The organism is uncultured Bacteroides sp., from assembly GCF_910586915.1.
Classification (GTDB): Bacteria; Bacteroidota; Bacteroidia; order Bacteroidales; family Bacteroidaceae; genus Bacteroides.
Genome location: NZ_CAJULN010000004.1, coordinates 63484 through 84840, shown reverse-complemented (window position 1 = coordinate 84840; position 21357 = coordinate 63484). Strand labels below are relative to the sequence as shown.

Genomic DNA, 21357 nt, shown 5'->3' with positions numbered 1-21357 from the left:
TCTTTTTGTAAAGACTTATTTTCTTTCTTACGAAAAAAATGTCTTTCTTTGCATAATAACTTTATAACATTCATCAGATATATGGAAGAGCAAAACAATAACGGGCAGTTGCAGATAGAATTGAAAGAAGAGGTAGCGCAAGGAACGTATGCCAACCTTGCTGTTATAACGCATTCGAGTTCGGAATTTATTCTTGATTTTATACGTGTGATGCCAGGGATGCCGAAAGCCGGCGTACAGTCGCGTGTCATCCTCACCCCTGAACACGCGGTGCGCCTGTTGCACGCATTGCAGGACAATGTGCGCAAATACGAGTCGGTGTTCGGCCCGATTCGGATTCCGGAGAATAACAACAAGAAAGATACGTATATTCCCCCGTTGGATGGTTTCAAGGGAGAAGCATAGTCGGTTGTTAAAACCGATATGCTTGTTCTTTTGATTTGATAACGTTGTTGGGTATAAGAATGTAATGACAGGGCGAGAAGAAATCTTTTTAGCCCTGTCATTGTGTTATCTTCCGACTGATTTTTATATGAGCATTAAGAGAATAATGATAAATTTGATATTATGGAGATGCACGAAAAAGAACTTATCCTATCAAGATGTGGAAAAAGAGTATGAAGCTGCCGACTTGCAAGACTTCATCGACAAACTGATAAATGAGTTACCTCTCCGTTGTCAAGAGATTTTCAATATGAGCCGTAAACAGAATCTCAGTTATAAAGAAATAGCCCAATCTCTTCAGATATCAGAAAAAACAGTGGAAAATCAGATAAATACCGCACTGGAATACTTGAAGAAAAATCTCCTTTTGCTTATTGCATTTATGTGATACTTCTCACAACTTTGTTTTGCGTGTTTTAACACACAAACGCATAAGTATAAGCATAATGAAACATACCAAAGAAAAAACTCTGTTAAAGAAAATGATTCGGGGTTTCTTGTCAGAGAAAGAAGAGATGGAATTATTGTCACTTCCTCCTGTTGAAGAACGGATGCGGAATCAGTTGGAATATGCTGACGATGTTACCGTACAAGATAAAACAGATTCCAAAAAAATATGGAGAAACATTTGCAACGAGATGGAAAGCAGGCGGTATGTGTGCGTGCAAGAGCGATTCTATAAAACATACAGTATGGTTGCATCTTTTGCACTTTTGTTGAGCATATCGGGAATGCTTTATTTTGCTTTGTCAGTACATAAGGATAAAGTGGCAAATATTGTATACTCAGGCAGCCGGGGCGTTGATACCTTCTCATTGCCGGATGGCACAATGGTGCAGATGGGTCCTTTAAGTCGTCTGACATATCCTAAAACATTTACAGGTAAAAGCCGTGATGTCACTTTAGAAGGGTAGGCCTTTTTCGATGTAGCTCCAAATGCTCGCCAGCCTTTTATAGTTCATACTACTGACATGAAAATAAAGGCAGTTGGTACGGCTTTTAAAATATTCAGTTACGACAAAGAAGGAACGGTAGAAACAATCCTTTTGAATGGAAAGGTAGAAGTGACGACTATCGACCGCAACACAGGCAAAGAGAAAGCTACAGTGATGAATCCCGACGAGCGTTTGGTTTTCGACCGTCATAAGGGAACATCAACCATCGAAAACGTTGATGCGGGTAAATGTATCGCATGGCGTAGTCAACAGTCGCTTAGTTTTGAATGTTTATTATTTACTAAACGGGGCGGCCTTCTTCATTCGCGGCCAAAGTTCGTATGGTGGTGGTACAAGTCCGTTGGTATTGGTAGACGGAGTACCGCGTTCGATGAACGATATTGATGTGGACGAAATTGAATCTTTCTCGGTGTTGAAAGATGCTGCCGCCACTGCGGTATATGGTGCCGAAGGCGCTAATGGAGTAGTGCTGATTACTTCAAAGCGTGGCAAGGTGCAGAAAACACAGGTCAATGCCACTGCGCAATACAATATTGTAACGCCAAACCGCGTGATGGAATTGCTGCCCGCTTACGATTACCTGAGCCTGTTCAACGAAGCGAGGTGGAACGATAGCGGCAATCCGGAGCAATTCACACCCGATACTTCCGATGAAATATTGGGATATTACCGCGACGGGGCAGACCACGATTTATATCCCAATGTAGACTGGACGGAGTTGCTCAACACAAAGACACAGAGCCAGCGCTACACCATCAGTTTCCGTGGAGGTTCGGACAAGGTACGTTATTTCGCCTCCGGTTCCTATTATTCCGAAGATGGTATTTTCAAGTCTTCTGCCGTCGACGACTATAATGCCAATATCGGTTTGCAGCGTTTCAACCTCCGTTCTAACGTAGACATGGACTTGAGCCGTACCACCCAGCTCTCTTTGGATATGAGCGGACAATACCTGTGCAAGAATGCCCCGGGATTTGGTTCCGACGATATTTTTACGGTCGTGTACCGCTATCCCACCCACGTCATTCCAATGCTATATTCCGACGGAAGTTTCTCCGATGCCAACGATACTGGTTGGGAAGTGACCGACCAACCCTATAATATGCTCAACAATGGCGGATATACCAAAACGTGGGGAGCCTTTTTACAGACGAAAGTCACGTTGAATCAAAAACTGGACTTTATAACCGAAGAATTGTCCGTAAAAGGTATTCTCTGGAAACGTATGCTGCTACCGGACGCGGTGAGGACGGTGGGCTGTTGAAAAAACAGATGAAAGCCGGTACTGCATTGTCCGACCCTTCGCTTTCTTCCAATAGCGGTGAGAAGAAAATCTATTTGGAGGCCTCTTTGAACTATGCGCGTATGTTCAACGAGAAGCACGACGTGACAGGCTTGCTGCTATATATGCAGAAAGAGAGCCTGTATCAGAATAAAGGCGGGCTGAATCTGCTTCCTTTCCGTAAACAGAGCGTTGTAGCCAGAGGAACTTATGCCTACGACATCCGCTACATGGTAGAAGCGAGCATGGGTATGACGGGAAGCGAGAACTTCGCCGAAGGACATCGTTGGGGAATTTTTCCTGCTGTGGGAGTTGCCTGGTATGTGAGTCACGAAAAGTTTATGCGCCAAGTAGCCGATTATATCAGCACGTTGAAACTGAGAGCCTCTTACGGTATTACCGGCAATGATAAGCTGGGCGATGATTACGGCCGTTTCCCCTACCGTGAAAGCGTGAACACAGGTGCTTCCGGATATAACTTCGGACTGTCGCCCGGTCAGGGCGGTGGTGCGTCCAATGGCTCAGGTGCAGGTATTGTGGAAAGAACGATTGCCATGCCCGCCCTTTCCTGGGAGAAAGAAAAGAAAGTGAATATTGGTATCGACTTAGGCTTGTTCGAAGATAGGGTCTATCTGTCTGCCGACTATTTCTCTAACCGGAGAAACGACATCCTGCTGCAACGCAGGACTATTTTGGATGTTGCCGGTATGCGTGTCCCGCCTTATCAGAACTTCGGTATTGCGACCAACAAGGGATTTGATGCCAACCTTACCCTCAAGCAGAATTTGGGAGACGTTGTACTTTCTGCGATAGGAAACATCACGTATGCCAAAAATAAATTCATCGAATATGACGAAATGACCTTCCAGGGGACGGCACACTCTTCTGTCAACCTGATGGCGAGTTCGAGCACCATGATGCCTTTTACGGTAGGAAAAGACAAAACATCGGCAAGAGCATTGCTGCGCGACCGTTGGAAGGCGGAAGAACCTTACAATCAGAAGGTGCTTTATCCTCGCGTGCACGGCGCCGATTTCACACACACACACAACTATTTCCCCAGCACGTGGTGGTATCGGGACTCGGGGTTCTTGCGGCTGAAGAACGTGGAAGTTGGTTACGAGTTTTCCAAGAAGATGCTCGAAAGGCTGAAGATAACCAATCTTCGTCTCTTCTTCCAGGGCAACAACCTGGCAGTGTGGGATAAGGTGAAATATTGGGACCCGGAGTTAGACCCGTCCCATCCCGATATCATCCATTATCTGGATGCAGTGCGTCACCGTGCTGGTATTTTGGACTACCAAGAACTGAAGGCGCAAGGCTTGAAGGATATCATCGGAAACCAGGAATTGCAACGCAAAGCCATCCATCGCGAACGCCGTGTCGAATTGTTTGCCGAAGGCACCCACTACTTCGACGTGCGCCGTTGGATGGTAGGCGATGAAGGGCAGGAGGGAGACTAGACAACTGTTTGGGGAATGAATATGAATGGCGGCCGCCGGGACGAAGCCGGAAACCCCGGTGCATATTATACCCGTACAGTGATTGAAAATCGCGCCTGGAGACGTTCGATGTACCTTTTCCCTATTCCGGATAATGAAATCCAAAAGAGTAGGGGAAGGCTGTTGGTACAGAATCCCCTGTGGTAATCTAACCGTTTTCTTGCGACGGCTTACGGATTACAGTACGAACGACTATTCTCTTTCTTACTAAAAACTATTCGTCTGACTGTAGTTAAACTTTCGTCTGACTATAGTTAGACGAAACGTATACTATAGTCAGACGAAAGAGACACTATAGTCAGACGAATAAATTTATGCATTCCGGCAGCTACTCTTTAGGTAACGGAAGGATAAATCTTAGGCAATTCTCCGCTACTCCTTCCCTTCTATCAGAATGAACGGCCTTGCCTTCTGCCCGACAACCACAAAATGGCGGGAGAAAAGGAGAGGATACAACCATAAAAAATATTAAAAGAGAAAAAAAGAACATAGCAGGTTGTCTATTCAAATATTAATTCGTACTTTTGCACCCCGAAATGTATAGTTACGAAATTAATATAACAATAATATAAATCAAAAAACAATTAAAATGCCTACAATTCAGCAATTAGTAAGAAAAGGACGCGAAGCGTTGGTGGAGAAGAGTAAATCTCCGGCTTTGGATTCATGTCCTCAAAGACGTGGCGTTTGCGTGAGAGTATACACAACTACTCCGAAGAAGCCGAACTCTGCAATGCGTAAAGTAGCTCGTGTGCGTTTGACAAACCAGAAAGAGGTGAACTCTTACATCCCGGGCGAAGGACACAACTTGCAGGAACACTCCATCGTTCTCGTACGCGGCGGTCGTGTGAAAGACCTTCCGGGTGTACGCTATCACGTTGTTCGTGGAACACTTGATACAGCAGGCGTGGCAGGCCGTACTCAAAGACGTTCCAAATACGGAGCTAAGCGTCCGAAACCGGGACAAGCAGCACCGGCTAAGAAAAAATAAAGATTAAAATCTTGTTAAAAAATTAAAGTAATAACTTACGTTTTAGTTTGTTGGAGATGCTAAGGGTTGAGTAAATTCTCCGGAGGGAGAGTTGAAGAAGTCAAGAAGTAGACAACCAAGAACAAAACATTATTTTTCAAACAAATGAGAAAAGCTAAACCCAAAAAACGTGTCATCCTTCCGGACCCCGTTTTTAATGACCAAAAGGTTTCTAAGTTCGTGAACCACTTGATGTATGACGGTAAGAAAAATGCATCTTATGAAATCTTTTATGCCGCTCTGGAAACAGTAAAAGCAAAACTTCCTAACGAGGAAAAAACTGCTCTTGAAATCTGGAAAAAGGCTTTGGATAATGTGACTCCGCAAGTGGAAGTTAAGTCTCGCCGTGTAGGTGGTGCTACTTTCCAAGTTCCTACAGAAATCCGCCCCGACCGCAAAGAATCAATCTCAATGAAGAATCTGATTCTGTTTGCACGCAAAAGAGGTGGTAAATCAATGGCTGATAAGCTGGCTGCCGAAATCATGGATGCTTTCAATGAACAAGGTGGTGCATTCAAGCGTAAAGAAGATATGCACAGAATGGCAGAAGCTAACCGCGCATTCGCTCATTTTAGATTCTAATACTGTAATTATAAAAACTTAAAGTAGAGGAAATTAAAATGGCTAAGCAAGATTTACATTTGACTCGTAATATCGGTATCATGGCTCACATCGATGCCGGAAAAACAACAACTTCTGAACGTATCCTGTTCTACACCGGATTGACTCACAAAATCGGTGAGGTGCACGACGGTGCCGCTACAATGGACTGGATGGAACAGGAGCAAGAACGTGGTATCACTATTACATCTGCTGCTACGACAACAAGATGGAAATATGCCGGTGATACTTACAAAATCAACCTGATTGACACTCCGGGACACGTTGACTTTACCGCAGAGGTAGAACGTTCGTTGCGTATCCTCGACGGTGCTGTTGCTGCTTACTGTGCAGTAGGTGGTGTAGAACCGCAGTCGGAAACGGTATGGCGTCAGGCTGACAAATACAATGTTCCGCGTATCGCATACGTAAACAAAATGGACCGTTCGGGCGCTGACTTTTTCGAAGTAGTGCGTCAGATGAAGGACGTTTTGGGAGCAAACCCTTGTCCGATTGTTGTCCCTATCGGTGCTGAAGAAACTTTCAAAGGTCTTGTAGACTTGATTAAGATGAAAGCTATCTACTGGCACGATGAGACAATGGGAGCTGACTACACCGTAGAAGAAATCCCTGCCAATCTGGTAGACGAAGCTAACGAATGGAGAGACAAGATGCTCGAAAAAGTAGCTGAATTCGACGATGCTTTGATGGAGAAATATTTCGACGATCCTTCTACTATCACAGAAGAAGAGGTGTTGAGAGCGCTTCGCAATGCTACCGTTCAGATGGCTGTTGTTCCGATGCTGTGCGGTTCTTCATTCAAGAACAAAGGCGTTCAGACATTGCTCGACTATGTTTGTGCTTTCTTGCCTTCTCCGCTGGATACGGAAAATGTAATCGGTAAAAACCCGGATACCGGCCTTGAAGAAGACCGCAAGCCGAGTGAAGACGAAAAGACTTCTGCTTTGGCGTTTAAGATTGCTACCGATCCGTACGTAGGTCGTCTGACTTTCTTCCGTGTATATTCAGGTAAGGTTGAAGCCGGTTCATACATCTATAACACTCGCTCTGGTAAGAAAGAACGTGTTTCACGTCTGTTCCAGATGCACTCAAACAAGCAGAATCCGGTTGAAGTAATCAGTGCCGGTGATATCGGTGCCGGTGTAGGTTTCAAAGATATCCACACAGGCGATACATTGTGCGACGAAACAGCTCCGATTGTATTGGAATCTATGGACTTCCCCGAACCGGTAATCGGTATCGCCGTTGAGCCCAAGACTCAGAAAGATATGGATAAGCTGTCTAACGGTTTGGCTAAACTGGCTGAAGAAGACCCGACATTTACAGTGAAGACTGACGAACAGACAGGACAGACTGTAATCTCAGGTATGGGTGAGCTTCACTTGGATATCATTATCGACCGTTTGAAACGCGAGTTTAAGGTAGAATGTAACCAGGGTAAACCTCAGGTTAACTACAAAGAAGCCATTACTAAGACAGTCGACCTTCGCGAAGTTTACAAGAAGCAGTCGGGTGGTCGCGGTAAGTTTGCCGATATCATCGTTAAGATTGGTCCGGTTGACGAAGACTTCAAAGAAGGCGGATTGCAGTTCATCGACGAAGTGAAGGGTGGTAACATTCCGAAGGAATTCATCCCGTCAGTTCAGAAAGGTTTCGTAACTGCAATGAAGAACGGTGTATTGGCTGGTTATCCGCTGGATTCATTGAAAGTGACTTTGGTCGACGGTTCATTCCATCCGGTTGACTCTGACCAGTTGTCTTTCGAAATCTGTGCCATCCAAGCCTACAAGAACGCTTGTTCTAAGGCAGGTCCCGTATTGATGGAGCCTATCATGAAGTTGGAAGTTGTAACTCCGGAAGAAAACATGGGTGACGTTATCGGCGACTTGAACAAACGCCGTGGACAGGTTGAAGGAATGGAATCAAGCCGTTCGGGTGCCCGCATCGTGAAAGCAATGGTTCCGCTGGCCGAAATGTTCGGTTACGTAACAGCATTGCGTACCATCACTTCGGGTCGTGCAACTTCATCTATGACCTATTCTCACCACGCTCAAGTTTCTACTTCTATTGCGAAAGCAGTGTTGGAGGAAGTGAAGGGACGTGCTGATTTACTCTAAAATATCTTAAGCAGCAGGCTAGCGAATGACTCTTAGCCTGCCGCTTTATCTTATTTATAATTATCTTAATTTAAACATATAATGAGTCAGAAAATTAGAATTAAATTGAAATCTTACGACCACAACTTGGTTGACAAATCGGCTGAGAAGATTGTAAGAACCGTAAAGGCTACGGGTGCTATCGTTAGCGGTCCGATTCCTTTGCCTACGCACAAGCGTATCTTTACAGTGAACCGTTCGACTTTCGTTAACAAGAAGTCTCGCGAACAGTTCGAACTCTCTTCTTATAAGAGATTGATCGACATCTATAGCTCAACAGCTAAGACGGTAGACGCCTTGATGAAGCTGGAGTTGCCGAGTGGTGTGGAAGTAGAAATTAAAGTTTGATAATTAAAAATTAGTGAAATGCCAGGATTATTAGGAAAAAAAATCGGAATGACATCCGTTTTCAGTGCCGATGGTAAGAACGTACCATGCACTGTTATCGAAGCAGGTCCTTGTGTTGTTACTCAAGTTAAGACTGTAGAAAAAGATGGCTATGCAGCAGTTCAGTTGGGTTTCCAGGATAAAAAGGAAAAACATACTACGAAACCGTTGATGGGTCACTTCAAAAAAGCAGGAGTAACGCCGAAGAGACACTTGGCTGAGTTCAAAGAATTTGAAACAGAATTGAATCTGGGTGATACAGTTACCGTAGAGTTGTTCAACGACGCTAACTTTGTAGACGTTGTCGGTACTTCAAAAGGTAAAGGTTTCCAGGGTGTAGTAAAAAGACATGGTTTCGGCGGTGTAGGCCAGACTACTCACGGACAGCACAACCGTGCTCGTAAACCGGGTTCTATCGGTGCTTGTTCTTACCCCGCAAAAGTATTCAAAGGAATGCGTATGGGTGGACAGCTTGGTGGCGACAGAGTCACTGTGCAAAACTTGCAAGTATTAAAGGTAATCGCGGAACACAACCTTCTTCTGATCAAAGGTTCTATCCCGGGTTGCAAAGGTTCAATCGTATTAATTGAGAAATAATGGAAGTTAACGTATATAACATTAAAGGTGAAGACACTGGGAGAAAGGTTACGTTAAACGAATCTATCTTCGGAATTGAGCCCAACGACCACGCTATCTATTTGGACGTAAAACAATTTATGGCTAATCAGCGTCAGGGTACTCATAAGTCAAAAGAAAGAAGTGAAATCAGTGGTTCTACACGCAAAATCGGTCGTCAGAAAGGTGGCGGCGGTGCTCGTCGTGGTGATATGAACTCACCGGTGCTCGTAGGTGGTGGCCGCGTGTTCGGTCCCAACCCCAGAGACTATTACTTCAAGTTGAATAAAAAAGTTAAGACATTGGCCCGCAAGTCAGCTCTGTCTTATAAAGCTCAGAACAATGCAATCGTTGTCGTAGAAGACTTCACTTTCGAAGCTCCGAAGACAAAAGATTTCGTTGGAATGACAAAAAATCTTAAAGTTTCCGACAAAAAGCTACTTATGATTTTACCGGAAGCAAATAAAAACGTATATTTGTCAGCTCGTAACATCGAAGGTGTTAATGTACAGACTATCTCAGGATTAAATACTTACAGAGTATTGAATGCTGGGGTTATCGTGCTTACAGAAAACTCTTTGAAAGCTATTGACAATATCTTAATTTAAAAAGGAGGCTTAAATAATGGGAATTATTATTAAACCGTTGGTAACAGAAAAAATGACTGCAATCACTGACAAGCTGAACCGTTTCGGCTTTGTAGTGCGTCCTGAAGCTAACAAACTGGAAATTAAGAAGGAAGTTGAAGCTCTTTATAATGTTACAGTAGTTGATGTAAATACCTTACGGTATGCTGGCAAAAATAAGAGCCGTTATACGAAAGCAGGTATCATCAATGGTCGTACGAATGCATACAAAAAAGCAATCGTTACATTGAAAGAAGGAGATACTATTGATTTTTATAGCAATATTTAATAAAAATGGCAGTACGTAAATTTAAGCCCACAACACCGGGGCAAAGACATAAAATTATTGGTACTTTCGAAGAAATTACTGCATCAGTACCAGAAAAGTCTCTTGTGTATGGTAAGAAATCATCCGGAGGTCGTAACAACGAAGGTAAGATGACAATGCGCTACATCGGCGGCGGTCATAGAAAGGTGATTAGAATTGTTGATTTCAAGAGAAATAAAGACGGTGTTCCAGCAGTAGTTAAAACGATAGAATACGATCCGAACCGTTCGGCTCGTATCGCTTTGTTGTTTTACGCTGATGGAGAAAAAAGATACATTATTGCTCCCAATGGATTGCAAGTTGGCGCGACTTTAATGTCTGGTGAAACAGCTGCACCGGAAATCGGTAACGCTCTTCCGCTTCAGAACATCCCGGTGGGTACTGTAATCCACAACATCGAATTACGTCCGGGACAGGGCGCAGCGTTGGTTCGCTCGGCTGGTAACTTCGCACAGTTGACTTCTCGTGAGGGTAAGTACTGTGTAATCAAGTTGCCTTCAGGTGAAGTAAGACAGATTCTTAGCACATGCAAAGCTACTATCGGTAGTGTAGGTAACTCAGATCATGGATTGGAAAGTTCAGGTAAAGCTGGACGCTCTCGTTGGCAAGGACGTCGTCCTCGCAACCGTGGTGTTGTTATGAACCCGGTTGATCACCCGATGGGTGGTGGTGAAGGACGTGCTTCCGGAGGTCACCCAAGATCACGTAAGGGATTGTACGCTAAGGGACTTAAGACAAGAGCTCCTAAGAAACAATCATCTAAGTACATTATTGAGAGAAGAAAAAAGTAATCTGATTAATTGAGTAAACTATGAGTCGTTCATTAAAAAAAGGTCCATATATCAACGTAAAACTCGAAAAGAGAATTCTTGCAATGAATGAATCAGGCAAGAAAGTCGTAGTAAAGACTTGGGCCAGAGCTTCAATGATTTCGCCTGATTTTGTAGGCCATACTGTTGCAGTTCACAATGGAAATAAATTTATTCCTGTTTATGTTACCGAAAATATGGTAGGACACAAGTTGGGCGAATTCGCTCCAACTCGTACATTCAGAGGACACGCTGGTAACAAGAAAAAATAACAGGATTTATTTGAAATAATAAAGTAATAAATAATAATGGGAGCAAGAAAAAAAATATCGGCTGAAAAGAGAAAAGAAGCCCTTAAGACCATGTATTTTGCAAAATTGCAAAATGTTCCTACTTCTCCGCGCAAGATGCGTCTGGTGGCAGACATGATTCGCGGCATGGAAGTGAACAGAGCACTTGGTGTTTTGAAATTTTCTTCAAAAGAAGCTGCTGCAAGAGTGGAAAAACTGCTTCGCTCTGCAATTGCTAACTGGGAACAGAAAAACGAACGTAAGGCAGAAAGCGGCGAATTGTTCGTAACAAAGATTTTTGTTGATGGTGGAGCTACGCTTAAAAGAATGAGACCGGCACCACAGGGTAGAGGTTATAGAATTCGCAAACGTTCAAATCACGTAACATTGTTCGTTGGTGCTAAAAGTAATAACGAAGATCAAAATTAAGGTAGATGGGACAAAAAGTTAATCCAATAAGCAACCGTTTAGGAATTATCAGAGGATGGGATTCTAACTGGTACGGTGGAAATGATTACGGTGATTCTTTGCTGGAAGATAGCAAAATCCGTAAATATCTTAATGCAAGACTTGCAAAGGCAAGTGTATCAAGAATCGTAATTGAACGTACGCTGAAGCTCGTTACTATTACTGTTTGTACTGCTCGCCCGGGTATTATTATCGGTAAAGGTGGCCAAGAAGTTGATAAACTGAAAGAGGAGTTGAAGAAGGTTACCGACAAAGATATTCAAATCAATATCTTTGAAGTGAAGAGACCCGAACTCGACGCTGTGATTGTTGCCAACAACATCGCTCGCCAGGTAGAAGGTAAAATTGCCTATCGCCGTGCCATCAAGATGGCTATCGCAAACACAATGCGTATGGGTGCCGAAGGTATCAAAATTCAGATTTCAGGACGTTTGAATGGAGCGGAAATGGCTCGTTCTGAAATGTATAAGGAAGGAAGAACTCCGTTGCACACTTTCAGAGCAGATATCGACTACTGTCATGCAGAAGCATTGACCAAAGTAGGTTTGCTGGGTATCAAAGTTTGGATTTGTAGAGGTGAAGTATTTGGAAAGAGAGAATTGGCTCCGAACTTTACACAAAGCAAAGAAAGTGGTCGTGGAAACAATGGTGGAAACAACGGCGGCAAAAACTTCAAAAGAAAGAAAAATAATCGCTAAACGAATTTGAATTTTAGGAAACTATGTTACAACCGAAAAAGACAAAATTCAGAAGACAACAAAAAGGCCGCCAGAAAGGTAACGCCCAAAGAGGTAACCAGTTGGCCTTTGGCTCTTTTGGCATAAAGGCTTTGGAGACTAAATGGATTACAGGCCGTCAGATCGAAGCTGCTCGTATTGCAGTAACAAGATATATGCAACGTCAAGGACAGATCTGGATTCGTATATTCCCGGATAAGCCTATCACAAGAAAGCCTGCCGATGTACGTATGGGTAAAGGTAAAGGTGCTCCGGAAGGATTTGTGGCTCCTGTAACTCCGGGAAGAATCATCATCGAAGCTGAAGGAGTATCTTACGAAATTGCGAAAGAAGCGTTGCGCTTAGCTGCTCAGAAACTTCCTATTACAACGAAGTTTGTCGTAAGACGTGATTATGATATTCAAAATCAAAATGCGTAAGTGGTATGAAAATTGCAGAAATTAAAGAAATGACTACTAATGATTTAGTAGAAAGAGTACAGGCAGAAACAGCTAATTATGACCAAATGGTTATCAATCATTCTATTTCTCCTTTGGAAAATCCTGCTCAAATCAAACAGTTACGCAGGACTATCGCGCGTATGAAAACCGAGTTACGCCAAAGAGAACTTAACAATAAATGATCAGCTTGATGGAAGCAAGAAATTTAAGAAAAGAAAGAACAGGGGTTGTGTCAAGCAATAAGATGGACAAAACCATCACCGTTGCTGCTAAGTTTAAAGAAAAGCACCCTATATATGGTAAGTTCGTTAGCAAAACGAAGAAATACCATGCTCATGATGAAAAAAATGAATGCAATATCGGTGATACTGTACGCATCATGGAAACTCGTCCTTTGAGCAAGACGAAAAGATGGAGAGTAGTAGAAATAATTGAAAGAGCTAAGTAATTATGATACAAGTAGAATCCAGACTTACAGTATGTGATAACAGTGGAGCTAAAGAGGCTATGTGTATCCGCGTTTTGGGCGGTACACGTCGTCGCTACGCTTCAGTGGGGGATGTCATTGTGGTTTCAGTGAAGAGCGTTATCCCTTCGAGTGATGTTAAAAAAGGTGCAGTATCAAAGGCTTTGATTGTACGTACAAAGAAAGAAATCCGTCGTCCCGATGGTTCTTATATACGTTTTGACGATAATGCTTGCGTGTTGTTGAACAATGCAGGTGAAATTAGAGGAAGTCGTATTTTCGGTCCTGTAGCAAGAGAACTTCGTGCTGCAAACATGAAAGTGGTGTCACTTGCGCCTGAGGTACTTTAATTTTGTAAAAGATTTAAGTAATGAGTAAATTACATATTAAAAAAGGCGACACAGTTTACGTAAATGCTGGTGAAGATAAGGGCAAAACTGGTCGTGTATTGAAGGTTCTTGTTAAAGAAGGACGTGCGTTTGTAGAAGGTATCAATATGGTATCTAAGAGCACTAAACCCAATGCGAAGAACCCGCAAGGTGGTATCGTGAAGCAAGAGGCTTCCATCCATATTTCAAATTTGAACCCGGTTGATCCAAAAACTGGTAAAGCAACGCGTATTGGAAGAAAAGTAAGTTCTTTGGATGGTAAAAGAACTGTAGTACGTTATTCTAAAAAATCAGGAGAGGAGATTAAGTAATGAGTAATACTGCTAGTCTTAAGAAAGAATATGCAGAGCGTATCGCGCCTGCATTGAAATCACAGTTCCAGTATTCTTCTTCAATGCAGGTACCCGTACTTAAGAAGATTGTTATCAATCAGGGTTTAGGTATGGCTGTCGCTGACAAGAAGATTATTGAAGTGGCAATCAATGAAATGACAGCTATTACAGGTCAGAAAGCCGTAGCTACCATTTCTCGCAAAGATATCGCAAACTTTAAGTTGCGTAAGAAAATGCCGATTGGCGTTATGGTAACTTTACGTCGTGAGAGAATGTATGAATTCCTTGAAAAATTAGTTCGTGTAGCTCTGCCGCGTATCCGTGACTTCAAAGGTATCGAAAGCAAGTTCGATGGTAAAGGTAACTATACACTTGGTATTCAGGAACAAATCATTTTCCCTGAAATAAATATCGATAGTATTACAAGAATTCTCGGAATGAATATTACCTTTGTAACCTCTGCACAGACAGATGAAGAAGGTTATGCATTACTGAAGGAATTCGGTTTACCTTTTAAAAACGCTAAAAAAGACTAATAGATATGGCAAAGGAATCAATGAAAGCACGTGAAGTAAAGCGTGCTAAATTAGTAGCCAGATACGCCGAAAAAAGAGCTGCTCTGAAGCAAATCGTTAGAACAGGTGATCCTGCTGATGCTTACGAAGCAGCACAGAAATTGCAGGAGTTGCCGAAGAATTCTAACCCGATTCGTCTGCACAACCGTTGCAAACTGACTGGTCGTCCTAAAGGTTATATTCGCCAATTCGGAATTTCGAGAATTCAGTTCCGTGAAATGGCTTCCAACGGACTGATACCCGGCGTAAAAAAAGCAAGCTGGTAATTATTGTTTAAATATTGTCAGGGTAGTCCTGATTAATTTAATTTATTTTTTATATGACTGATCCAATAGCAGATTATTTGACGAGGTTGCGGAATGCAATTAGTGCAAAGCACAGAGTTGTGGAAGTTCCCGCTTCGAATTTGAAAAAAGAAATCACTAAGATTCTTTTTGAAAAAGGCTACATTCTTAACTATAAGTTTGTAGAAGATGGTCCTCAAGGAACTATTAAAGTTGCCTTGAAGTATGATTCTGTTAACAAAGTTAACGCAATCAAAAAGTTAGAAAGAATATCTTCTCCGGGTATGCGTAAGTACACCGGTTACAAAGATATGCCGCGTGTTATTAATGGGTTGGGTATTGCTATAATATCTACTTCCAAAGGTGTGATGACTAACAAAGAGGCTGCTGAATTGAAAATCGGTGGTGAAGTCTTGTGTTACGTATATTAATTAGGAGGATTTAGAATGTCAAGAATAGGAAAATTACCCATTAGTATCCCTGCCGGAGTGACTGTCACTCTGAAAGACAATGTGGTTACCGTAAAGGGACCCAAAGGCGAAATGAGCCAATATGTGAATCCTGCTATCAATGTTGCCATTGAAGACGGACACGTGACTTTAACAGAAAACGATAAAGAAATGCTTGATAACCCGAAGCAGAAACACGCTTTCCACGGTTTGTATCGTTCTTTGGTTCACAACATGGTTGTGGGCGTATCTGAAGGATACAAAAAAGAGCTGGAACTTGTCGGTGTAGGTTATCGTGCTTCTAATCAAGGTAACATCATTGAACTGGCTTTAGGTTATACACACAATATTTTCATCCAATTGCCTGCTGAGGTAAAAGTTGAAACTAAGTCTGAAAGAAACAAGAATCCTCTTATCATACTGGAATCGTGTGACAAACAGTTGCTTGGTCAAGTTTGCTCAAAAATACGTTCTTTCCGTAAACCTGAACCGTACAAGGGTAAAGGTATTAAGTTTGTTGGCGAAGTAATTCGTAGAAAGTCTGGTAAATCAGCCGGTGCTAAATAAATCATATAAAATTAGATTATTATGACAACAAAAATAGAAAGACGAGTTAAAATCAAATATAGAGTACGCAATAAAATTTCAGGTACTGCTGAACGTCCGCGTATGAGTGTATTTAGAAGTAACAAGCAAATTTATGTCCAGATTATCGATGATCTTTCTGGTAAAACATTGGCTGCTGCTTCTTCTTTAGGTATGACTGAAAAAGTTGCTAAGAAAGAACAAGCTGCCAAAGTGGGTGAGTTGATTGCTAAAAAGGCTCAGGAAGCAGGTATAACTACTGTTGTTTTCGACCGTAATGGTTACTTGTATCATGGGAGAGTAAAAGAAGTAGCTGATGCTGCTCGTAACGGTGGACTTAAATTTTAATCATTATGGCAGGAGTTAATAATAGAGTTAAGATAACTAACGATATAGAACTAAAAGATAGACTGGTTGCTATCAATCGTGTTACTAAGGTTACCAAAGGTGGTAGAACTTTCAGTTTCTCTGCAATCGTTGTTGTAGGTAACGAAGAAGGTATCATCGGCTGGGGACTTGGTAAAGCAGGTGAAGTAACGGCTGCTATTGCTAAGGGTGTTGAGTCAGCTAAAAAGAATTTGGTAAGAGTGCCTATTTTGAAAGGTACTGTTCCTCACGAACAGTCTGCTAAATTCGGTGGTGCTGAAGTATTCATCAAACCTGCATCTCACGGTACCGGTGTTGTAGCTGGTGGTGCTATGCGTGCTGTATTGGAAAGTGTTGGTGTTACCGACGTTTTGGCTAAGTCAAAAGGCTCTTCAAATCCGCACAACCTCGTGAAAGCTACAATTGAGGCTTTGAGCGAGATGCGTGATGCAAGAATGGTGGCTCAAAACAGAGGTATTAGTGTAGAAAAAGTATTTAGAGGATAAGGAGGAGATATGTCAACTATAAAGATTAAACAAGTTAAAAGTAGAATTGGTGCTCCGGCTGATCAGAAAAGAACTCTTGATGCACTGGGACTTCGTAAACTGAACCGTGTGGTTGAACACGAAAGCACTCCTTCAATTCTTGGAATGGTAGATAAAGTAAAACACTTGGTTGCCATTGTTAAGTAATTATTTGTTGAATAATAAAACGAAATTACAATATGAACTTAAGTAATTTAAAACCTGCAGAGGGATCTACTAAGACAAGAAAAAGAATTGGACGTGGTGCTGGTTCTGGCTTAGGCGGTACTTCTACAAGAGGTCATAAAGGAGCTAAATCAAGATCTGGATACTCTAAGAAAATCGGTTTTGAAGGTGGTCAGATGCCGCTTCAACGTCGGGTTCCTAAATTTGGTTTTAAGAACATCAATCGTGTAGAATACAAAGCAATCAACCTGGATACTATCCAGAAACTTGCTGAAGCTAAAAACTTGGCTAAAGTGGGTATTAACGATTTTGTTGAAGCAGGATTTATTTCTTCAAATCAGTTGGTAAAAGTATTGGGTAACGGAGCTCTGACTAACAAGTTGGAAGTAGAAGCACACGCATTCTCTAAGACTGCAACTGCTGCTATCGAAGCTGCTGGTGGAACTGTAGTAAAACTCTGATTCAATGAGAAAAGCTATTGAAACATTAAAGAATATATGGAAGATTGAGGATCTGAGACAACGGATCCTCATCACCATATTGTTCGTGGCAATTTATCGTTTCGGTTCATATGTCGTGTTACCGGGTATCAATCCGGCAATGCTGGCAAAATTGCACGAACAAACAAGTGAAGGCCTTTTAGCCTTGTTGAATATGTTCTCTGGAGGAGCGTTTTCTAATGCTTCTATTTTTGCGTTGGGAATCATGCCTTATATCTCTGCATCTATCGTCATCCAGTTGTTGGGAATCGCTGTGCCGTATTTCCAGAAACTGCAGCGCGAGGGTGAGAGCGGCAGAAGAAAAATGAATCAGTATACCCGTTATCTGACGATCGGTATATTGTTAGTTCAGGCCCCTTCTTATTTGCTCAATCTTAAAATGCAGGCTGGTCCTTCCTTGAATGCTTCATTAGATTGGACTCTGTTTATGGTTACCTCTACCATCATTTTGGCAGCAGGTAGTATGTTTATTTTGTGGCTTGGTGAAAGAATTACTGATAAAGGTATTGGTAATGGTATTTCATTTATCATTTTGATTGGTATCATCGCTCGTTTCCCTGATGCTCTGTTGCAGGAAGTTGTCTCCAGAGTGGCAAATAAGAGTGGTGGTCTGATTATGTTTATAATTGAAATCGTATTCTTGTTGTTAGTGATTGGTGCTGCTATCCTTTTGGTGCAGGGTACAAGAAAGATACCTGTGCAGTATGCTAAGAGAATTGTCGGCAACAAGCAATATGGTGGTGCAAGACAGTACATTCCTTTGAAAGTGAATGCTGCCGGTGTAATGCCTATCATCTTTGCTCAGGCAATCATGTTTATTCCTATTACATTTATCGGTTTTTCAAATGTAAATGATGCAAGCGGTTTCTTGCAGGCGTTTACAGATCATACAAGTTTCTGGTATAATTTTGTCTTTGCGGTAATGATCATATTATTCACATATTTCTATACTGCAATTACAATTAATCCGACTCAGATGGCTGAAGATATGAAGAGAAACAACGGTTTCATCCCTGGCATCAAACCGGGAAAGCAAACGGCAGAGTATATTGATGACATTATGTCTCATATCACTTTACCGGGTTCTTTCTTCTTGGCTTTGGTGGCTATTATGCCTGCTTTTGCCGGCGTATTCGGAGTGCAAGCCGGTTTTGCTCAGTTCTTCGGCGGTACGTCTTTGTTAATTCTTGTAGGTGTAGTTCTTGATACACTGCAACAGGTCGAAAGTCATTTGTTGATGAGACACTATGACGGACTGTTGAAATCCGGTCGTATCAAAGGACGCGCTGGTGTAGCGGCATATTAATTCTTTAGATTAGAAATGATATTTCTTAAAACAGAAGATGAAATAGAATTGCTCCGTCAGAGTAATCTGCTTGTCGGAAAGACTTTGGCGGAGGTTGCTAAATTAGTGAAACCCGGTGTTACTACACGTGAGTTGGATAAGGTGGCCGAAGAGTTCATCAGAGATCACGGAGCAGTTCCGACTTTCAAAGGATTTCCGAATCAATATGGAGACCCGTTTCCCGCAACCCTTTGTACTTCTGTTAACGAACAGGTAGTGCACGGAATCCCGGGAGATATCGTACTGAAAGACGGCGATATCGTATCGGTGGATTGTGGAACATATATGAATGGTTTTTGTGGTGATTCTGCTTATACTTTTTGTGTAGGAGAGGTGGACGAAGAGGTTCATAATCTGTTGAAGGTAACTAAAGAAGCGTTATATATCGGCATCCAGAATGCTGTGCATGGCAAAAGAATCGGAGATATCGGATATGCTATCCAGCAATATTGTGAGTCTCATTCGTATGGCGTAGTGCGCGAGTTTGTAGGTCATGGTATCGGTCAGCAAATGCACGAAGATCCTCAAGTGCCCAATTACGGGAAGAGAGGAAGCGGCACCTTGATGAAAAGAGGGCTTTGCATCGCGATAGAGCCGATGATAACACTCGGAGACCGTCAGGTGATCATGGAACGCGATGGATGGACGGTGAGGACAAGAGACCGTAAGTGTGCTGCGCACTTTGAACATACGGTAGCTGTAGGGGCCGGTGAAGCTGATATTTTATCATCATTCAAATTCATAGAAGAAGTTTTAGGAGATAAAGCAATATAATATGGCAAAGCAATCTGCAATAGAACAAGATGGAGTTATAGTTGAAGCATTGTCAAATGCAATGTTTCGTGTTGAATTAGAAAACGGACATGAGATTACTGCGCATATTTCGGGCAAGATGCGGATGCATTACATCAAGATTTTGCCGGGAGATAAAGTGAGAGTCGAAATGTCTCCTTACGACTTATCGAAAGGAAGAATTGTGTTTAGATATAAATAAAATAAGATATGAAAGTAAGAGCATCATTAAAAAAACGCACGCCAGAATGTAAGATCGTTAGACGTAATGGCCGTTTGTATGTTATTAACAAGAAAAATCCTAAGTATAAACAACGTCAAGGATAATTTGTTATTTTTGCAAAAAAAATAATTTAGTATATGGCTATAAGAATAGTTGGTGTAGATTTGCCTCAGAATAAAAGAGGTGAAATTGCGTTGACCTATGTATATGGAATAGGTCGCAGTAGTTCAGCAAAAATTTTAGATAAAGCTGGTGTAGACAAGGACTTGAAGGTTAAAGACTGGACAGATGATCAGGCTGCTAAGATTCGTGAGATTATCGGTGCAGAATACAAAGTGGAAGGTGACCTTCGTTCTGAAATCCAATTGAACATTAAGCGATTAATGGATATTGGTTGCTATCGTGGTGTGCGTCACCGTATCGGTCTTCCCGTAAGAGGTCAGAGCACTAAGAACAATGCACGTACTCGTAAGGGTAGAAAGAAAACCGTTGCTAATAAGAAAAAAGCTACTAAATAATAATTGTTGATATGGCAAAAAAAACAGTTGCAGCTAAAAAGAGAAATGTGAAAGTAGACGCTAATGGACAGTTGCATGTTCATTCATCTTTCAACAATATTATTGTTTCTCTTGCAAATAGTGAAGGGCAGATTATCTCTTGGTCGTCTGCTGGTAAAATGGGATTTAGAGGTTCTAAAAAGAACACTCCTTATGCAGCTCAGATGGCTGCCCAGGATTGTGCTAAAATAGCATTCGATCTTGGCCTGAGAAAGGTAAAGGCATATGTGAAGGGTCCAGGTAACGGACGTGAGTCTGCTATTAGAACTATCCACGGTGCTGGCATCGAGGTTACTGAAATCATCGACGTAACTCCGCTTCCACATAATGGTTGTCGTCCTCCTAAAAGACGTAGAGTTTAATTTACCTTTAACTTACAATGAGCTTGATTTTGTTTTTGGATTGCATTAATTTCTCTCTGTAATCGCGGCTGCAACAAATTGAGTTCATGAATAAACAATTAAATATTTAAAAAGAAATGGCTAGATATACTGGACCAAAATCAAGAATTGCCCGTAAATTCGGTGAAGGAATCTTTGGAGCTGATAAAGTGTTGTCAAAGAAGAACTATCCTCCCGGACAGCATGGAAATTCAAGAAAAAGAAAAACTTCTGAATATGGTGTTCAACTTCGTGAAAAGCAGAAAGCTAAATACACCTATGGAGTTTTGGAGAAACAATTCCGCAATTTGTTTGAAAAAGCAGCTACTGCTAAAGGTATTACCGGTGAGGTACTCCTTCAATTGCTGGAAGGCCGTCTTGACAATGTAGTATTCCGTTTGGGTATCGCTCCTACACGTGCTGCTGCTCGTCAGTTGGTTAGTCACAAGCACATTACTGTAGATGGTGAAGTGGTGAATATTCCTTCATATGCAGTAAAACCAGGACAATTGATTGGTGTTCGTGAAAGATCTAAATCTTTGGAAGTGATTGCTAATTCTCTCGCTGGTTTCAATCACAGCAAGTATGCTTGGTTGGAATGGGATGAGTCTTCAAAGGTTGGTAAAATGTTGCACATACCTGAGAGAGCAGATATTCCTGAGAACATTAAAGAACATTTGATCGTTGAATTGTATTCTAAATAATAATTAATT

General features: G+C 41.9%; 35 protein-coding genes and 2 pseudogenes. All 37 read left to right on the top strand.

From position 1 onward, the window contains the following. Positions 1-81: 81 nt before the first annotated feature. Complete coding sequence (locus QZ331_RS02940) at positions 82-405, top strand: DUF3467 domain-containing protein (protein ID WP_024988098.1); 324 nt, start codon at positions 82-84, stop codon at positions 403-405. Positions 406-604: 199 nt separating this feature from the next. Beyond that, on the top strand, positions 605-832 hold the full coding sequence (locus QZ331_RS02935; RefSeq protein WP_294627893.1) for a sigma-70 family RNA polymerase sigma factor: 228 nt from the start codon (positions 605-607) through the stop codon (positions 830-832). 58 nt (positions 833-890) lie between these two features. Beyond that, positions 891-1358 (top strand): hypothetical protein, encoded by a 468-nt coding sequence (locus tag QZ331_RS02930; RefSeq protein ID WP_294627892.1) that lies wholly within the window; start codon positions 891-893, stop codon positions 1356-1358. Between the two features lie 12 nt (positions 1359-1370). Then, a pseudogene (locus QZ331_RS02925) lies at positions 1371-1784 on the top strand (hypothetical protein); the annotation flags it as partial. Next, on the top strand, positions 1741-2664 hold the full coding sequence (locus QZ331_RS02920; RefSeq protein WP_294627993.1) for a TonB-dependent receptor plug domain-containing protein: 924 nt from the start codon (positions 1741-1743) through the stop codon (positions 2662-2664). The pseudogene QZ331_RS02925 and the gene QZ331_RS02920, both read left to right, overlap by 44 nt. Positions 2665-2672: 8 nt before the next feature. Next, positions 2673-4331: pseudogene (locus QZ331_RS02915) on the top strand (RagB/SusD family nutrient uptake outer membrane protein). 442 nt (positions 4332-4773) lie between these two features. Continuing rightward, positions 4774-5175, top strand: a complete 402-nt coding sequence (gene rpsL, locus QZ331_RS02905; RefSeq protein ID WP_294627886.1) for a 30S ribosomal protein S12 — start codon at positions 4774-4776, stop codon at positions 5173-5175. A gap of 144 nt (positions 5176-5319) precedes the next feature. Next, on the top strand, positions 5320-5796 hold the full coding sequence (gene rpsG, locus QZ331_RS02900; RefSeq protein ID WP_294627884.1) for a 30S ribosomal protein S7: 477 nt from the start codon (positions 5320-5322) through the stop codon (positions 5794-5796). 38 nt (positions 5797-5834) lie between these two features. Beyond that, complete coding sequence (fusA, locus tag QZ331_RS02895) at positions 5835-7952, top strand: elongation factor G (protein ID WP_294627883.1); 2118 nt, start codon at positions 5835-5837, stop codon at positions 7950-7952. 81 nt (positions 7953-8033) lie between these two features. Further along, entirely contained in the window at positions 8034-8339 is a 306-nt protein-coding gene (gene rpsJ / locus QZ331_RS02890) for a 30S ribosomal protein S10 (protein ID WP_002558075.1), read from the top strand. Between the two features lie 18 nt (positions 8340-8357). Next, positions 8358-8975 carry a 50S ribosomal protein L3 gene (gene rplC / locus QZ331_RS02885; RefSeq protein ID WP_024988101.1) on the top strand — a complete coding sequence of 206 codons (618 nt, stop codon included), beginning with the start codon at positions 8358-8360 and terminating at the stop codon, positions 8973-8975. Beyond that, positions 8975-9601 (top strand): 50S ribosomal protein L4, encoded by a 627-nt coding sequence (gene rplD / locus QZ331_RS02880; RefSeq protein ID WP_294627881.1) that lies wholly within the window; start codon positions 8975-8977, stop codon positions 9599-9601. The genes rplC and rplD overlap by 1 nt, the downstream gene beginning before the upstream one ends. Before the next feature lie 16 nt (positions 9602-9617). Continuing rightward, the gene (gene rplW / locus QZ331_RS02875) at positions 9618-9908 is read left to right on the top strand and encodes a 50S ribosomal protein L23 (RefSeq protein ID WP_279115045.1); all 291 of its coding nucleotides are present in this window, start codon (positions 9618-9620) and stop codon (positions 9906-9908) included. A gap of 5 nt (positions 9909-9913) precedes the next feature. Then, on the top strand, positions 9914-10738 hold the full coding sequence (gene rplB, locus QZ331_RS02870) for a 50S ribosomal protein L2 (protein WP_007747936.1): 825 nt from the start codon (positions 9914-9916) through the stop codon (positions 10736-10738). 20 nt (positions 10739-10758) lie between these two features. Next, a complete protein-coding gene (gene rpsS, locus QZ331_RS02865) occupies positions 10759-11028 on the top strand; it encodes a 30S ribosomal protein S19 (RefSeq protein ID WP_007747939.1) in 270 nt (89 codons plus the stop codon). A 36-nt stretch (positions 11029-11064) separates the two neighbouring features. Beyond that, positions 11065-11475 (top strand): 50S ribosomal protein L22, encoded by a 411-nt coding sequence (gene rplV / locus QZ331_RS02860; RefSeq protein ID WP_005675428.1) that lies wholly within the window; start codon positions 11065-11067, stop codon positions 11473-11475. 5 nt (positions 11476-11480) lie between these two features. Continuing rightward, positions 11481-12212 carry a 30S ribosomal protein S3 gene (gene rpsC / locus QZ331_RS02855; protein ID WP_005675430.1) on the top strand — a complete coding sequence of 244 codons (732 nt, stop codon included), beginning with the start codon at positions 11481-11483 and terminating at the stop codon, positions 12210-12212. 23 nt (positions 12213-12235) lie between these two features. Then, positions 12236-12670 (top strand): 50S ribosomal protein L16, encoded by a 435-nt coding sequence (gene rplP / locus QZ331_RS02850; protein ID WP_004291234.1) that lies wholly within the window; start codon positions 12236-12238, stop codon positions 12668-12670. Positions 12671-12675: 5 nt separating this feature from the next. Then, positions 12676-12873 (top strand): 50S ribosomal protein L29, encoded by a 198-nt coding sequence (gene rpmC, locus QZ331_RS02845; protein ID WP_294627877.1) that lies wholly within the window; start codon positions 12676-12678, stop codon positions 12871-12873. Next, positions 12870-13139, top strand: coding sequence for a 30S ribosomal protein S17 (gene rpsQ, locus QZ331_RS02840; RefSeq protein ID WP_294627875.1), 270 nt, complete (start codon positions 12870-12872; stop codon positions 13137-13139). The genes rpmC and rpsQ overlap by 4 nt, the downstream gene beginning before the upstream one ends. Positions 13140-13141: 2 nt before the next feature. Then, positions 13142-13507: a 50S ribosomal protein L14 gene (gene rplN / locus QZ331_RS02835; RefSeq protein WP_294627873.1), complete on the top strand. Its 366-nt coding sequence runs from the start codon at positions 13142-13144 to the stop codon at positions 13505-13507. Between the two features lie 20 nt (positions 13508-13527). Continuing rightward, positions 13528-13857, top strand: a complete 330-nt coding sequence (gene rplX, locus QZ331_RS02830; protein WP_294627871.1) for a 50S ribosomal protein L24 — start codon at positions 13528-13530, stop codon at positions 13855-13857. Further along, positions 13857-14414 (top strand): 50S ribosomal protein L5, encoded by a 558-nt coding sequence (rplE, locus tag QZ331_RS02825; RefSeq protein ID WP_004294559.1) that lies wholly within the window; start codon positions 13857-13859, stop codon positions 14412-14414. Before rplX ends, rplE begins: the two co-directional genes overlap by 1 nt. Before the next feature lie 5 nt (positions 14415-14419). Continuing rightward, positions 14420-14719: a 30S ribosomal protein S14 gene (rpsN, locus tag QZ331_RS02820; RefSeq protein ID WP_294627869.1), complete on the top strand. Its 300-nt coding sequence runs from the start codon at positions 14420-14422 to the stop codon at positions 14717-14719. Between the two features lie 53 nt (positions 14720-14772). Next, positions 14773-15168: a 30S ribosomal protein S8 gene (gene rpsH / locus QZ331_RS02815; RefSeq protein ID WP_294627867.1), complete on the top strand. Its 396-nt coding sequence runs from the start codon at positions 14773-14775 to the stop codon at positions 15166-15168. A 15-nt stretch (positions 15169-15183) separates the two neighbouring features. Beyond that, on the top strand, positions 15184-15753 hold the full coding sequence (gene rplF, locus QZ331_RS02810) for a 50S ribosomal protein L6 (protein ID WP_004296335.1): 570 nt from the start codon (positions 15184-15186) through the stop codon (positions 15751-15753). 21 nt (positions 15754-15774) lie between these two features. Further along, complete coding sequence (rplR, locus tag QZ331_RS02805) at positions 15775-16119, top strand: 50S ribosomal protein L18 (RefSeq protein ID WP_294627864.1); 345 nt, start codon at positions 15775-15777, stop codon at positions 16117-16119. Between the two features lie 5 nt (positions 16120-16124). Beyond that, positions 16125-16643, top strand: a complete 519-nt coding sequence (gene rpsE, locus QZ331_RS02800) for a 30S ribosomal protein S5 (protein WP_289765824.1) — start codon at positions 16125-16127, stop codon at positions 16641-16643. Between the two features lie 9 nt (positions 16644-16652). Then, positions 16653-16829: a 50S ribosomal protein L30 gene (rpmD, locus tag QZ331_RS02795; RefSeq protein ID WP_004296332.1), complete on the top strand. Its 177-nt coding sequence runs from the start codon at positions 16653-16655 to the stop codon at positions 16827-16829. A 32-nt stretch (positions 16830-16861) separates the two neighbouring features. After that, complete coding sequence (gene rplO / locus QZ331_RS02790; RefSeq protein ID WP_294627861.1) at positions 16862-17308, top strand: 50S ribosomal protein L15; 447 nt, start codon at positions 16862-16864, stop codon at positions 17306-17308. Between the two features lie 4 nt (positions 17309-17312). Beyond that, positions 17313-18653, top strand: a complete 1341-nt coding sequence (gene secY / locus QZ331_RS02785; protein ID WP_294627860.1) for a preprotein translocase subunit SecY — start codon at positions 17313-17315, stop codon at positions 18651-18653. A gap of 15 nt (positions 18654-18668) precedes the next feature. Next, positions 18669-19466: a type I methionyl aminopeptidase gene (gene map / locus QZ331_RS02780; RefSeq protein WP_294627859.1), complete on the top strand. Its 798-nt coding sequence runs from the start codon at positions 18669-18671 to the stop codon at positions 19464-19466. A gap of 1 nt (position 19467) precedes the next feature. Next, positions 19468-19686 (top strand): translation initiation factor IF-1, encoded by a 219-nt coding sequence (gene infA, locus QZ331_RS02775; RefSeq protein ID WP_002558052.1) that lies wholly within the window; start codon positions 19468-19470, stop codon positions 19684-19686. An 8-nt stretch (positions 19687-19694) separates the two neighbouring features. Then, positions 19695-19811 carry a type B 50S ribosomal protein L36 gene (ykgO, locus tag QZ331_RS02770; RefSeq protein ID WP_002558051.1) on the top strand — a complete coding sequence of 39 codons (117 nt, stop codon included), beginning with the start codon at positions 19695-19697 and terminating at the stop codon, positions 19809-19811. 33 nt (positions 19812-19844) lie between these two features. After that, complete coding sequence (rpsM, locus tag QZ331_RS02765) at positions 19845-20225, top strand: 30S ribosomal protein S13 (protein ID WP_004296328.1); 381 nt, start codon at positions 19845-19847, stop codon at positions 20223-20225. Positions 20226-20236: 11 nt separating this feature from the next. Continuing rightward, on the top strand, positions 20237-20626 hold the full coding sequence (gene rpsK / locus QZ331_RS02760; RefSeq protein WP_004296327.1) for a 30S ribosomal protein S11: 390 nt from the start codon (positions 20237-20239) through the stop codon (positions 20624-20626). Positions 20627-20742: 116 nt separating this feature from the next. Then, positions 20743-21348 (top strand): 30S ribosomal protein S4, encoded by a 606-nt coding sequence (gene rpsD, locus QZ331_RS02755; protein WP_294627857.1) that lies wholly within the window; start codon positions 20743-20745, stop codon positions 21346-21348. The last annotated feature ends 9 nt before the right edge of the window (positions 21349-21357 follow it).

What these genes read in the sequence shown, in the direction of transcription:
- rplX (WP_294627871.1), top strand. Translation starts at nt 13,528, where the DNA reads ATGAGTAAATTACATATTAAAAAAGGCGACACAGTTTACGTAAATGCT.
- rplE (WP_004294559.1), top strand. Translation starts at nt 13,857, where the DNA reads ATGAGTAATACTGCTAGTCTTAAGAAAGAATATGCAGAGCGTATCGCG.
- rpsM (WP_004296328.1), top strand. Translation starts at nt 19,845, where the DNA reads ATGGCTATAAGAATAGTTGGTGTAGATTTGCCTCAGAATAAAAGAGGT.
- infA (WP_002558052.1), top strand. Translation starts at nt 19,468, where the DNA reads ATGGCAAAGCAATCTGCAATAGAACAAGATGGAGTTATAGTTGAAGCA.
- rpsQ (WP_294627875.1), top strand. Translation starts at nt 12,870, where the DNA reads ATGATCAGCTTGATGGAAGCAAGAAATTTAAGAAAAGAAAGAACAGGG.
- ykgO (WP_002558051.1), top strand. Translation starts at nt 19,695, where the DNA reads ATGAAAGTAAGAGCATCATTAAAAAAACGCACGCCAGAATGTAAGATC.
- rpsK (WP_004296327.1), top strand. Translation starts at nt 20,237, where the DNA reads ATGGCAAAAAAAACAGTTGCAGCTAAAAAGAGAAATGTGAAAGTAGAC.
- rpsL (WP_294627886.1), top strand. Translation starts at nt 4,774, where the DNA reads ATGCCTACAATTCAGCAATTAGTAAGAAAAGGACGCGAAGCGTTGGTG.
- rpsG (WP_294627884.1), top strand. Translation starts at nt 5,320, where the DNA reads ATGAGAAAAGCTAAACCCAAAAAACGTGTCATCCTTCCGGACCCCGTT.
- rpsH (WP_294627867.1), top strand. Translation starts at nt 14,773, where the DNA reads ATGACTGATCCAATAGCAGATTATTTGACGAGGTTGCGGAATGCAATT.
- rplV (WP_005675428.1), top strand. Translation starts at nt 11,065, where the DNA reads ATGGGAGCAAGAAAAAAAATATCGGCTGAAAAGAGAAAAGAAGCCCTT.
- rplD (WP_294627881.1), top strand. Translation starts at nt 8,975, where the DNA reads ATGGAAGTTAACGTATATAACATTAAAGGTGAAGACACTGGGAGAAAG.
- rpsJ (WP_002558075.1), top strand. Translation starts at nt 8,034, where the DNA reads ATGAGTCAGAAAATTAGAATTAAATTGAAATCTTACGACCACAACTTG.
- rpsD (WP_294627857.1), top strand. Translation starts at nt 20,743, where the DNA reads ATGGCTAGATATACTGGACCAAAATCAAGAATTGCCCGTAAATTCGGT.
- rplR (WP_294627864.1), top strand. Translation starts at nt 15,775, where the DNA reads ATGACAACAAAAATAGAAAGACGAGTTAAAATCAAATATAGAGTACGC.
- rplP (WP_004291234.1), top strand. Translation starts at nt 12,236, where the DNA reads ATGTTACAACCGAAAAAGACAAAATTCAGAAGACAACAAAAAGGCCGC.
- rpsN (WP_294627869.1), top strand. Translation starts at nt 14,420, where the DNA reads ATGGCAAAGGAATCAATGAAAGCACGTGAAGTAAAGCGTGCTAAATTA.
- rplF (WP_004296335.1), top strand. Translation starts at nt 15,184, where the DNA reads ATGTCAAGAATAGGAAAATTACCCATTAGTATCCCTGCCGGAGTGACT.
- rpsC (WP_005675430.1), top strand. Translation starts at nt 11,481, where the DNA reads ATGGGACAAAAAGTTAATCCAATAAGCAACCGTTTAGGAATTATCAGA.
- fusA (WP_294627883.1), top strand. Translation starts at nt 5,835, where the DNA reads ATGGCTAAGCAAGATTTACATTTGACTCGTAATATCGGTATCATGGCT.
- secY (WP_294627860.1), top strand. Translation starts at nt 17,313, where the DNA reads ATGAGAAAAGCTATTGAAACATTAAAGAATATATGGAAGATTGAGGAT.
- rplN (WP_294627873.1), top strand. Translation starts at nt 13,142, where the DNA reads ATGATACAAGTAGAATCCAGACTTACAGTATGTGATAACAGTGGAGCT.
- rplO (WP_294627861.1), top strand. Translation starts at nt 16,862, where the DNA reads ATGAACTTAAGTAATTTAAAACCTGCAGAGGGATCTACTAAGACAAGA.
- rpmD (WP_004296332.1), top strand. Translation starts at nt 16,653, where the DNA reads ATGTCAACTATAAAGATTAAACAAGTTAAAAGTAGAATTGGTGCTCCG.
- rplB (WP_007747936.1), top strand. Translation starts at nt 9,914, where the DNA reads ATGGCAGTACGTAAATTTAAGCCCACAACACCGGGGCAAAGACATAAA.
- rpsE (WP_289765824.1), top strand. Translation starts at nt 16,125, where the DNA reads ATGGCAGGAGTTAATAATAGAGTTAAGATAACTAACGATATAGAACTA.
- rpsS (WP_007747939.1), top strand. Translation starts at nt 10,759, where the DNA reads ATGAGTCGTTCATTAAAAAAAGGTCCATATATCAACGTAAAACTCGAA.
- map (WP_294627859.1), top strand. Translation starts at nt 18,669, where the DNA reads ATGATATTTCTTAAAACAGAAGATGAAATAGAATTGCTCCGTCAGAGT.
- rpmC (WP_294627877.1), top strand. Translation starts at nt 12,676, where the DNA reads ATGAAAATTGCAGAAATTAAAGAAATGACTACTAATGATTTAGTAGAA.
- rplC (WP_024988101.1), top strand. Translation starts at nt 8,358, where the DNA reads ATGCCAGGATTATTAGGAAAAAAAATCGGAATGACATCCGTTTTCAGT.
- QZ331_RS02940 (WP_024988098.1), top strand. Translation starts at nt 82, where the DNA reads ATGGAAGAGCAAAACAATAACGGGCAGTTGCAGATAGAATTGAAAGAA.
- rplW (WP_279115045.1), top strand. Translation starts at nt 9,618, where the DNA reads ATGGGAATTATTATTAAACCGTTGGTAACAGAAAAAATGACTGCAATC.
- QZ331_RS02930 (WP_294627892.1), top strand. Translation starts at nt 891, where the DNA reads ATGAAACATACCAAAGAAAAAACTCTGTTAAAGAAAATGATTCGGGGT.